The 12,124-nt window shown below is 41.5% G+C and carries 11 protein-coding genes; 3 read left to right on the forward strand and 8 right to left on the reverse strand.

From position 1 onward, the window contains the following. Positions 1-132 precede the first annotated feature (132 nt). A complete protein-coding gene (hflX, locus tag ACYQ0H_RS05780) occupies positions 133-1,377 on the reverse strand; it encodes a GTPase HflX (protein ID WP_459811892.1) in 1,245 nt (414 codons plus the stop codon). A 60-nt stretch (positions 1,378-1,437) separates the two neighbouring features. Beyond that, entirely contained in the window at positions 1,438-2,217 is a 780-nt protein-coding gene (locus ACYQ0H_RS05785; protein ID WP_459811893.1) for a methyltransferase domain-containing protein, read from the reverse strand. 238 nt (positions 2,218-2,455) lie between these two features. Here ACYQ0H_RS05785 and ACYQ0H_RS05790 point away from each other — a divergent pair, with 238 nt between their 5' ends. Further along, positions 2,456-3,178: an N-acetylmuramoyl-L-alanine amidase gene (locus tag ACYQ0H_RS05790; RefSeq protein WP_459811894.1), complete on the forward strand. Its 723-nt coding sequence runs from the start codon at positions 2,456-2,458 to the stop codon at positions 3,176-3,178. 114 nt (positions 3,179-3,292) lie between these two features. Beyond that, positions 3,293-4,108, forward strand: coding sequence for a helix-turn-helix domain-containing protein (locus ACYQ0H_RS05795; protein WP_459811895.1), 816 nt, complete (start codon positions 3,293-3,295; stop codon positions 4,106-4,108). A 75-nt stretch (positions 4,109-4,183) separates the two neighbouring features. Here the strand turns inward: ACYQ0H_RS05795 and ACYQ0H_RS05800 are convergent, their stop codons facing one another. From ACYQ0H_RS05800 to ACYQ0H_RS05815, 4 genes are all read right to left on the reverse strand, one after another. Continuing rightward, positions 4,184-4,819: a peptidylprolyl isomerase gene (locus ACYQ0H_RS05800; RefSeq protein ID WP_459811896.1), complete on the reverse strand. Its 636-nt coding sequence runs from the start codon at positions 4,817-4,819 to the stop codon at positions 4,184-4,186. Between the two features lie 83 nt (positions 4,820-4,902). Further along, on the reverse strand, positions 4,903-6,255 hold the full coding sequence (locus tag ACYQ0H_RS05805) for a hemolysin family protein (protein ID WP_459811897.1): 1,353 nt from the start codon (positions 6,253-6,255) through the stop codon (positions 4,903-4,905). A 227-nt stretch (positions 6,256-6,482) separates the two neighbouring features. Then, entirely contained in the window at positions 6,483-7,700 is a 1,218-nt protein-coding gene (locus ACYQ0H_RS05810; protein WP_459811898.1) for a pyridoxal phosphate-dependent aminotransferase, read from the reverse strand. Between the two features lie 188 nt (positions 7,701-7,888). Further along, positions 7,889-8,437 (reverse strand): GNAT family N-acetyltransferase, encoded by a 549-nt coding sequence (locus ACYQ0H_RS05815; RefSeq protein ID WP_459811899.1) that lies wholly within the window; start codon positions 8,435-8,437, stop codon positions 7,889-7,891. A gap of 115 nt (positions 8,438-8,552) precedes the next feature. On the opposite strand from ACYQ0H_RS05815, the gene ACYQ0H_RS05820 reads away from it, so the two are divergent. Next, the gene (locus ACYQ0H_RS05820; protein WP_459811900.1) at positions 8,553-9,026 is read left to right on the forward strand and encodes a TspO/MBR family protein; all 474 of its coding nucleotides are present in this window, start codon (positions 8,553-8,555) and stop codon (positions 9,024-9,026) included. 95 nt (positions 9,027-9,121) lie between these two features. On the opposite strand, the gene mgtE is transcribed toward ACYQ0H_RS05820, so the two are convergent. Beyond that, the gene (mgtE, locus tag ACYQ0H_RS05825) at positions 9,122-10,501 is read right to left on the reverse strand and encodes a magnesium transporter (RefSeq protein WP_459811901.1); all 1,380 of its coding nucleotides are present in this window, start codon (positions 10,499-10,501) and stop codon (positions 9,122-9,124) included. Between the two features lie 448 nt (positions 10,502-10,949). After that, positions 10,950-11,708, reverse strand: coding sequence for a phosphotransferase family protein (locus ACYQ0H_RS05830; protein ID WP_459811902.1), 759 nt, complete (start codon positions 11,706-11,708; stop codon positions 10,950-10,952). Positions 11,709-12,124 lie beyond the last annotated feature (416 nt).

Consider the following 12,124-nt stretch of genomic DNA (forward strand, 5'->3'; position numbering starts at 1 on the left):
ATTTATTATAGCATATAAATATTATTATATTGTGAAAACCGACAAAATTTTACCCGATATAAAAAATTTTATTGTATAAATAGAAATTCCACAGAGAATTTTGTTGATTTTATACAAATATCGACATAACTTTTAAGGCTGCTTATAGACAGCCGCTTTGGGGTATATCTTAACGTCCACCAATGCGTCGCACAGGATTCCGTCAGCGGTATATTCCTCTGAAAAGATCTTTCCGTCAATGCGTATCTCGTTAAGCAGTCCGCCCTCTGAAAACGGAATAAGCAGCTTTGTCCTTACAGCAGACTGCGGCAGAGCTTTTGCAACAGCGTCCAGCAGCCTGTCTATACCCTCTCCGGTTTTAGCGGAGATCTTTACAACGCCCTCCTCATTTCCGATATCGTCTATATAAGGGACCTTATCACACTTGTTTAAAACTGTAACTACAGGTATACCCTCACATCCAAGCTCCCCTAGCAGTTCAAGCGTAACCTTTGCCTGCTCTTTGCAGTCATCGGCGGAAGCGTCGCAGATATGGAGTATAACGTCAGCATTAGCCGCTTCCTCAAGCGTTGACTTGAATGCCTCAACAAGATGATGGGGCAGACGTCTTATCAGCCCTACCGTATCCACCAGCATTACGCTTCGTCCGTCAGGCAGCTCGATAGCTCTTGAGGTCGTTTCAAGCGTTGCAAACAGCTTATTCTCCGCCAAAACTCCGGCTTCCGTCAGGGTATTGAGCAGCGTTGATTTTCCGACATTGGTATAGCCGACTATTGCACAGACAAGAACGCCGTCCTTTTTTCGCCTTGCCCGTTGATGAGTGCGGCGTTTTTCAATTTCCTTAAGTTCTGCACTAAGAGCGGCTATTCTGGTTCTTATATGGCGCTTATCGGTTTCAAGCTTTGATTCTCCCGGGCCTCTCGTACCTATTCCTGCGCCGAGTCTGGAAAGCTTTACTCCCATTCCTGCTAATCTGGGCAGACGGTAGCGGTGCTGAGCTATTTCTACCTGAAGCCTGCCCTCCCTTGTAGTAGCTCTCTGAGCGAAAATGTCCAGAATAAGCATAGTACGGTCTATAGTATGGACCTTACAGACGTCCTCTATATTTCGTATTTGAGTTGCAGTAAGCTCGTGGTCAAAGATTATCTGGTCTATATCATCCCTCTCGCATATCTCCGCCATTTCCTCCAGTCTTCCCGAGCCTATACAAGTCCCGGGTTCAAAAGAGGGCCTTTTCTGAACTATCCGCACTGCCGTTTCCGCCCCTGCGGTACTAGCCAGCTCCTCCAGCTCGTCCAGCGAACGCTCAACGTCATATTCACCGACATCAACCGCGCATAACATTACCCTGGGAATATTGATTTCATTTTCTATCATTTTAACGACCTTTCAGTTTTTAACGAATCTAAAACTGAACCGCTTTTGAAAGCAGTCAGCTTAATTTTTTACCGCGGTAAAGAAAAATCTCGGAAAGCGGAAGATTATCTGTCCGTTTTTCTGTACAGGATAAGCTTTCTTGACCTTTTCAAGCACCTCGTTTTCAAACTCAGCAAGCTCATTCACGTCTTGAAGCTGCTCAAGCCACGGTTTAAGTCCTGTTGCTTTATACCATTCCATAATATCATTATGGCTGTTCATAACGTGAAAATACGTCGTACTCCATAGGCTGAAATCCTTGGAGAGCGAACTTAGAATATCGAAATATTCCTCCTGGGTAAGATTGTAAAATATACGGCTGTGTGCGAAACGGTTTTTCCACCTGCTTTCGCCAACGGTTTCATTTATTATTTTATGAATAGGCTCATCATAATTCATAGGGGTCTGAACTGCAAGCATTCCCCCGCTTTTAAGACAGCTCAGCATATTTCCGAGCAGTACTTCGTGATCGGGTATCCATTGAATACAGGCGTTTGAAAATACAAGATCAAAATCCCTGCCAAGTTCTGAGATATCGTTTTCAGCGTTAAACAAGCAAAAGTCTATGCCGCAGCAGCTGCTTCTTGCTTCGTCTATCATGTTTTCAGAGCTGTCTATTCCTAACACATATGCGTTCGGAAATGCCTTTTTCAGCTCTGCTGAAGAATTTCCCGGTCCGCAGCCTATATCAAGTATTTTACATGGCGAAGCTGAAAGCTTTATCCTGCTTATCAAATCTACCGACGGCAAGGTCCTCTCACTCTTGAATTTCAGATACTGTGATGAATTCCAATCTGCCATAAATAACCACACCCATCCTTTTTTAATATTATAACGTATAACTCTTTTGTTGTCAATTGATCCTTGATTATAAATAAAAACAATAAACTTAAAACAAACAGGTACTGCATAAAAGCCAATCATTTTCTTCTTGTTCAGCCGACGCTTCAATTAAAAAGACAGTGGTATTTTAACAAGGAAAGACGCATATATTGTACAAACTGTAAGTTGTACGATAAGTTCAAAGGAGTGTTTGTTTATGAAGAAAAAACAGATCTGGACGATTATTTGCTTTGCTCTGATACTAGGAATATCTATTGTCGGAGGAAGCCTGACTGAAAAGCGCATTGCGGTCGAAACCGCTTCGGGCAAGATCGGAACTTCCTTGGAGCGTCCGGTTATAGTTATTGACGCAGGACACGGCGGAATGGACGGAGGCTGCGTTTCTATCGACGGAGTTCCCGAAAAAGGAATAAATCTTAACATTGCAATGTCGCTGAAAGATATGCTTACTGTAATGGGCTACCAGCCTGTCTGTACCAGAGAAAGCGATGTATCAATTCATAACGAGGGTATCGAGGGACTTTCTAAGCAGAAAAAATCAGATATGGATAACCGTCTTGCCCTATTCAACAAGTACGACGGAGCGATCGCCGTATCAATTCACCAGAATCAGTTTACAGACAGCAAATACAGCGGTGCGCAAATGTTCTATAGTGAAAAAAGCTCAGACAGCGAAAGACTTGCAGGAATAATGAAAGAGCAGTTTGTTTCGTTTCTTCAGCCTGAAAACGAGCGTGAAACAAAACCTGTAGGCGACGAGCTGTATCTGCTGAACAACGCTTCCTGTCCGGCAGTCATGATCGAGTGCGGATTTTTGTCAAATCAGGAAGAATCACTGAAGCTTCAGGACGAAAATTATCAAAAGCAGATCGCTTTTACGGTTTTTACAGGCATATGCCGCTATAAATCGGAAGCATAGCCGAAACTGAAAATGCGTCTTTACACACCGATGTAAAGGCGCTGTTCCATATTATGAAACTTTGCAGATCAATTTTATTTTGAACTGTCATTGACAAATCGTTTCCTGCGGGTTATGATATATAAAAAAGCTACGGCAAGGAGCGATATAATGTTTTCCGTATACAAGGCGTGCTTTGATTCACGTCACAGCCCGGATTTCAGCGTAAATCGAAGCGTAGGTTATCCCTGTTATCTTCTGCTGTTTGCAAGGACATCAGCTTATTTTACCTTTGAAGAAACAGAAATGCTTATTAAGCCGGGTACAATCATAATTTTCAGCAAACATTCTCCTTATATATGCCGTTCCTGCGGTACCGAATACACAGATGACTGGGTTCAGTTTGACGGAAGCCGTATTTTAATGGACAGCTGGAATATTCCCTTTGACAAACCTGTAGAAACCTCCGGCGTATTCAACGCTTCCGAATATATAAAGCTTATATCCGACAGCCTTAACAGTGACGATTCGTCAAAACTTCAGACCTGTTCTCTGCTGCTGCAGGCGCTGCTGATCAAGCTTTCTGATTTTGTCAATAAAGAGCTTCCCGCATATCCCCACCGCAGGGAGCTTATAGGACTGAGAGAAGAGATTTATGCTTTTCCTGAAAAGGACTGGCGTATTGAAACGCTGAGCGATAGATTGAATCTCAGCCCTGTCTATTTTCAGAAGCTTTATAAAAAGCAGTTCGGGATAACCTGCGGCACAGATATTATAGTAAGCCGTGTAGAGTCGGGAAAAAGATTATTATGCGAAAGCAGTATGAATATATACGAAATAGCGTTCGCCTGCGGCTACAACAGCGACGTTCACTTTTCAAGACAATTCAAACAGGTCACAGGAATTACTCCGTCAGAATACCGCAGGCTCATGAAAAACGGCAGGTACTGAACAAAAACCCTTACGGCAGAAACGAAAGCATTAAAATGCCTGCGTTTCAAGCTGTAAGGGTTTTATTAGGACTTATTATTCACCTACAGAAACATAAAACTTTACTCTATGGTTTCCGTCGCTGTCATCGTCCGTCATCTCAGCCTTAATTATTTTTACAGGCTTAACTGGCGAGGAAACAGCGCCGTCATTCCCGAGCTTTCTTTCAACATCAAGAAAGCTGTCAATAATTTCCATACCCTCGGTCACCTTTCCGAAAGCCGCATACTGACCGTCTAGGAAAGAGCAGCTATCGGAATAGCAGATAAAGAACTGACTGGAAGCGCTGTCATAGCTTTGAGATCTTGCCATTGAAACAACGCCCCTGGTATGAGAGAGCTTGTTATCAACGCCGTTCTGCGAAAACTCGCCCTTTATAGTCTGCCCGCTTCCTCCTGTTCCGTCGCCCTTAGGATCTCCTCCCTGAGCCATAAAATCATCAACTATTCTGTGAAAGGTCAGGCCGTCATAAAACCCGTCCTTTACAAGCTTTTCAAAGTTTTCACAGGTTAACGGAGCGTATTCGGGGTAAAGAGTAATAATAAAGCTTTTATCATTCGGCGCAGCTGCTCCTGTATCAGAGCTATCAGACGTATCGCCGCATGAAGTCATAATTCCTATGGATAAAGCGCCGCATATCAGCAGGGCCAGCCTTTTCATCATTTTTTTCATTACAATATCTCCTTTTCATTATAATTCAATATAATTATAACATATATCCATCTGTTTTACAAGCTTTTGCCCGCAGAAGACTGTTACACCGTCTGACCTTTCTCAGACATCTTCTGCTGCTCATTAGGTATCCTGTTCATTCGCACTATAGCCTTAGAAACACAGTGTCTGCTGACATTCAGCACCTGAATATGCATATCCTCCGTATCAATTTCGGCTTTTGTTCCGTCATGAGGTATCTCCCCGAGCAGTCCTATAACATATCCGCTGAAGGTATCATAATCGTCTACAGGAAGAGCAGTTTCCAGAGCTGCAGCAACGTCGTCAAGCGAAGCAGTTCCTAGAACCTTCCATGTACGGGAATCAAGACGTTCTATTTCCAGCTCCGCTTCCCTAAACTCATCGTCTCCGAAATCGCCTACAAGCTGCTCAACAAGATCGGTAATAGTTATTATACCGCACATTCCGCCGTATTCGTCAAGAACTACCGCAAAATGCGAAGCGTTCTTTTTCATTTTTGTAAAAAGCTTATCCGCCTTCATATTTTCATGAACAAAATACGGCTCCCTTACAGCGTTTTTCATCACGCTTTCACGGGATCTATCCGTAAGACGGAAATAATCCTTGGCGTTCAGGACTCCCACAATATTATCAACGCTGTCTCCGCATATGGGATAAAGAGAATGCCTTGACTGATGGATCGTCTTTTCCCATTCTTCTACGCTTTCGTCAAGCCAGAGTACGGCTACCTCTCGCCTGTGCGTACATATCTCCTCTACCGTCAGATCGTCAAATTCAAACACGTTTTTGATAAGCTCGCTTTCGTCTTCGTCTATCGTTCCGCTTTTATGTCCCTGCTCCGTCATAAGAAGGATCTCCTCCTCAGTAACGGTATCTCCGCCGCTTTCAGGGTCAACTCCCAGAAGCCTTAAAAGTCCGTTGGTCGAAACCGTAAGCAGCCACACTATCGGAGCAAAAAGCTTAGATATAAAACCGATAAGCGCAGACATCCCAAGCGCAAGCTTCTCTGAATTTTTCATAGCAAGACGCTTAGGAACAAGTTCTCCGAAAACCAGTGTAAAATACGAAAGGATAAGCGTAATAACAATTACCGCTATTGTATCGAGAGTCTTTGCGGGGATAGTTACTCCTGTCTTAACAAGAACGCTTACCAGCTTTTCCGAAAAGTTATCCGCAGCGAAAGCCGAGCCTAAAAATCCCGAAAGAGTTATTGCGACCTGTATCGTAGCAAGAAACTTAGCAGGATTCGATTTCAGCTCAAAAAGCCTGACAGCCTTTTTGCTGCCCTCGTCTGCCATTTTCTCCAGCTTGCTATCGTTTACAGATATGACCGCTATCTCAGCGCAGGCAAATACAGCATTAAGTCCTATAAGTACAGCCTGAAGCAGAAGCTGCCAAACTACTGAATTCTCCATAAAATATTCCTCCTTTTCAATTCAAAACACACAAAAAGGCACAGCCATGCACCTGAAAAATGCAGACTATGCCCGTATATTCTCTATGTAATTTATATTCGCATTACAGCAATCGGCGTCATCAGCCATTAAAAAATCTCACCTCCGGATAAATTGAATATATTATATCCTATTATCCCGAGGTTGTCAATAGTCCGGCAATAATTTTTTCGGCAGGATTTCTTATATTAAGACTGCCTGTAATCTCTGAGAAAGTCAGACATTTCATCAGCGGCCTTTCTGAGCATACCTACCTCAGGAAGATAAACGATCCTGAAATGATCCGGCTGTTCCCAATGAAAACCGCCGCCGTGAACAAGAAGTATTTTCTTTTTACGCAGCAGATCAAGAACAAACTTCTCATCATCTGTTATATTGAATTTTCCTGCGTCTATCTTAGGAAAGATATAAAATGCGGCCTGCGGCTTTACGGCTGAAAGTCCGTCAATTTGATTTATGGCGTTGTAAATAAACTCTCTCTGCTCATAAATTCTTCCCCCGGGCAGCAGTAGCTCGTCAGTTTTGTCAAAGTCCTTTAAAGCAGTCTTGATAATAAACTGAGAGGGAACATTTGAACAAAGCCTCATTGACGAGAGCATATTAAGACCCTCAATATAACCTCTGACTCTGCTTTTATCTCCGCTCAGAACCATCCAGCCGCATCGGAAGCCGGCAACCCTATGGGATTTTGATAAACCGTTAAAGGTAATAGTAAATATATCCGGAGCAACCGAGGCTATAGAGGTATGCTTCACTCCGTCCATAAGCAGACGGTCGTAGATCTCGTCAGAAAAAAGGATAAGTTCGTTTTCTCTCGCAAGCTGAGCGATCTGCTCAAGGATCTCCTTTGGATAAACTGCACCTGTAGGATTATTCGGATTTATTATTACTATCGCCTTTGTCTTATCTGTTATCTTTTTTCTCATATCCTCAATGTCCGGATACCAACAGGAGCTTTCATCACATATATAATGAACCGCATTTCCTCCTGCAAGAGTAACGGAAGCCGTCCACAAAGGATAATCCGGCGAGGGAACAAGCACCTCGTCACCGTCGTTTAGAAGCCCCTGCATAACCATAACGATAAGCTCTGAAACGCCGTTTCCGGTATATATATCATCAATACACACGCCGGAAATATTTTTATATTCACAGTAATCCTTTATAGCAGCACGGGCGTCCTCGATCCCTTTAGAGTCCGAGTAACCCTCTGCGCAGCGCAGATTTTCCGTCATATTCTTTATTACAGCATCCGGAGCGCTGAAAGCGAACGGCGCAGGATTTCCTATATTTAATTTAAGTATTTTTTCTCCCTCGGCAATCATTCTGTTCGCCTCATCCATAACCGGGCCTCTTATATCATAGCATACGTTATCAAGCTTTGAGGATTTTGAATAAACTTTCATAAAAAGCTCTCCTTAAACATAAATTCAGATTTTATTATACTACTTTCATTTTTAAAATGCAACAGCAAATTGCACAAAAGCCATAGTTTTTAAACAAGTTAGTTTATATTTAATAATAAATAACGGCACTTCTTAAAATCTGAGATCAAGAAATGCCGCCGTTTTTATTGCAATTTTTATCCGATGTATCATTCAATTATTTTCATAGTTACAAGTCTTTTCAAAAGTCTGCCAGCATATGCGCCTATAAGAAGGTCATATTCCTGTGCCGTTACAGTTCCGCCTATTCCCATCAGTTCGTAAACGACAGAGGCTTCCTTAAGTTTCAGGTCAAGAGCCACAAAGCCGTTCTTTCGGTAAAAACGCTTGCGCTTAACGCGAATATCATAATTTTCTGAATCTTCATCAAGCTGTTCGATCGCAAGAAAGATCCTGCGGTTCTGATACTTTTGCTTTACAGCCTCCAGAACCTTGCTTCCGTAGCCCTTTCCTCTTTCAGAATCCAAAACAGCAAAATAGAAAATATAAGACAAATCAGCATAATTTACTATATAGATAAGCCCGACAAACTTATGAGAATCGTAAATAGCCCAGAAATCTACATTTTCTTTCTTTGCCTTTGCGGACAGCAGCCAAAACGGAGCACGTTCTTCTATAGGAAACGCTTTTTTATACAACTGCTTTAAAAGCTTATGATCCGAAAACCTGCGGGTGACTTTTTTTAATGTAACGTCCATACTTACCTCCTGAATTTTTATTTATGGTCTTTTTTACCGAAGAGCTTAAAATAACACATAAACCTGATAAAACAAGCATAGGATATAGCAAAATGAAATTGAACGGAGTATGTATATGAAAAAAGCAAACGCAACAGAACTACTGATTTTTATAATAGGAACGGAATTAGCAGGTACTTTATCAGCATTGCTTTCCGGAAGCTTCCTGCCTTTTTATTTAAAGCTGCATAAGCCTGCGTTATCCCCTCCGGGATGGGTATTTCCCGTAGTCTGGACCCTGCTGTATGCGCTGATGGGAATCTCAGCTTATCTTATTAAATCTTCTGACTCAGACAGAAAAAAAATAAGATCCGCCCTGTCAATATACATAATACAGCTGTCATTAAATTTTATGTGGAGTATTATATTTTTCAGATTCAGATCTATTGGATCGGCGGCGGCAGTTATCGTTCTTCTGCTGGCCGCAGCAGTATATATGACTTTGCGTTTTTACAGAATAAGACCTTCTGCCGCATACCTGAACCTTCCCTATATTGCATGGATCGCTTTTGCCGTATATCTCAACTTCGGGATACTGTTTTTAAACTGAGCCTGATCTCCCAAAATCAAAAAAGTTAATCAGACGAACCTGTCGGACCCGGATCGGTATATCGCCGAACCGGGTCCTTTTATATATGCCGAAACTTATATATGAATATTGAATATCATCATCGAGATATTAAAGAAAACCAAGGTCGTACAGGTATCTACAATAGTTGTTATAAGCGGAGCAGCCATTATAGCAGGATCAAGCTTCAGCTTTTTTGCCGCCATAGGGAGCATACAGCCTATCAGCTTAGACATTATTACCGTTGATATGATCGCCAGACTTACCGTAACCGCAAGCTTCAGCGGATCTGCATTTGAACCGGAATAAAAATAGGTATAGGTAATATAAATACGTATTCCGTTGACTACCGCAAGAATAACGCTGACGATCAGCGCTATCCTGAACTCTTTGAAAACGACCTTGAAAAAGTCTTTCAGCCTTATCTCTCCCAGCGACATACCTCTGATTATCATAGTCGAAGTCTGAGAGCCGCAGTTTCCTCCTGTTCCCGTAAGCATTGGAATAAACGAAACCAGCAACGGTACAGCCGCAAAAGCCGCTTCGTATTTTGTAATGATTGAACCTGTTATCGTTGCGGACAGCATAAGTATAAGCAGCCACATTATTCTGTTCTTGGCATGGGTTATTACAGGGGTTTTAAAATACGAATCCTCACTGGGCGACATAGCCGCCATACGCGAAAAGTCCTCTGTATTTTCTTCCTGAATAACGTCCATAGCGTCATCGAAGGTCACGATTCCTACAATTCTAAATTCCTTATCCACAACCGGCAGCGCAAGAAAATCATACTTTGCAAACTGCGCCGCAACAAGTTCCTTATCCTCCAACGTATCGACAGTAATAACATTGGTATCCATTATATCCTCGATAAGGTCGCCGTCGTCAGCCGTAAGAATATCCAGCACCGACAAAACGCCTATAAGCCGGCGGTTTTCAGTTACATACAGCGTATATACGGTTTCCTTTACCATTCCTATATGTCGTATCTTCTGAAGAGCCTCGCTTACCGTCATATCCTTATTGAGATAAATATACTCGGTGGTCATGATCGAACCGGCGCTGTCCTTGGGATACTGTAAAATCTGATTGATCTGTTTTCTGGTTTCATTGTCAGCATTTTTTAGGATACGCGAAACAACGTTTGCAGGCATTTCCTCTATAAGATCAACCGTATCGTCGATAAACAGATCGTCGATAACCTCGGCAAGTTCCTTATCTGTAAAGGAATTAATAAGCATCATCTGCATATCGCTGTCCATATACGAAAATACGTCAGCCGCAACATCCTTGGGCAGAAGCCTGAACAAAAGCGGCAGATCCTTTTTATCTACGTCGGAATCGTCGTGAAAATGCTGAAAAATATCGGCGATATCCGCCTCGTTCATATTTAGGAAAATCTCCTTTAGCACCTTGAAATTTCTTTTTTCAAGCAGCTTGATAATTGTGTTGTACATTGTTAAAACCCCCTTTTTGCGCACAAAAAAAGAACGCAAAATCAGCGTGCCAAGCCAACTGTACTATTTTATGTACAGCAGACAGGCGTATAGCTTCACGTCCAGACACAGATCACCCTTTATTCGCTTAAAGTATTAAAGCTAAATAAAAATACAAGCGGGCAAACGCCGCCGTATTCGGGGGGCAATCTTGTTCTGACTGACATCGTCCACTTGTATCTCATCTCCTCAAAAATAAATAGCGTAAAACCGCATTAATAATGATACTACTTTAACGGCGTATTGTCAAGAGAATAAAAGTAAAGAAATTGCACGATCAGGATTTTTTATGTATTTATCATTTGCGGCAAAAATCATTGCATACATATAAATTGACTTTATAAAGACAAGCCGTTTTTATAATGCAAAAGGAATCCCGTATAAAGCGAGATTCCTTTTATAATTAATATTAATCGTAGTCTACAACGTCTATCCACTTCAGGAGGAATTCCTTTTCGGATTCGATTCCCTTATCAAGCTGAGCTGCCGCAACGATAGGCAGCCATGCCTGAACGTATTTCTTTGACGTTCCGCTCTTCATGCAATAGCGGTCTAGATACTTGTCTGCGATCTCGGGTCTGTTCAGACTTAACAGCAGATACGTTTTAGCTACATCGGCAGAAGCGTTGCCCTGTCTTGCAGAACCCCAGTTTATTACATATGTACCCTCATCATTTATAATAATATTTTTCGGCTCAAAGCTGTTATGACACAGCTTTATGTGCTTAGGCATGGAATCAAGTCTGGTAAGAAGCTCATACTTCTTTATCTCGTCGATCTGACCGAGCGACTTTATCTGTCTTGCCATTTTGTCCTTAAGCTTTGAAAGCAGCGGCATATACTGAGCGTGGATCTCGGTCTGTATATCAATAAACTGGTTGAGATATGTATCCATCTTATCGGGATTTTCATTCATAAGCTGCTCAAGCGTTTTTCCCTTGATCCAGTCCATTGAGATCGCCCATTTTCCGTCGATAACTGTGACCTCATGCAGAACCGGCATTTTTATAGCTGAATTTACAAGGGTAGTTTCAACTCTTGCATGCGTCAGCGCAGCGTACAAACATTTTTCCTTATACTCCGGTTTCTTGTATACTCTTATTGCAAGTCCGTCACTTTCGTATACGTCGTAAATATCACTTCCGGCGATAAAATTTTTAAGCTCCATAATTCATTTCTCCTTTTATGAAATAATATTAATTGATACGTTCAAAGCAAAGAAGCTAAATCCTTGGCGTTTTTTGTATAAATTGACGTCTTATATAATTTATTTTCTTTACTGTTTATATTGTACCACATCTTTTAAAAAAGTCAAGTGATTTTCGTAATTTTCACCAATGTTTACTATTGATATATATTGTATTCATTATATATTAATATAAATAGATCTGCACCTCCCATCACAAATTTAAAATGTATAAAGCTTGAAGATTTTCTTTGTGCATTTTGCCGAACACAATTTGTTTATATTACATAAAACAATTTTCATTATTTGTGTATAATGAATAATAATGATGTCAAAAATACTAGAAAAGCTGTAAGAAAAACAGATTGACAAAAAAATAACAAACAGCTATAATATAA

It is taken from the genome of Hominimerdicola intestinalis (genome assembly GCF_054655215.1).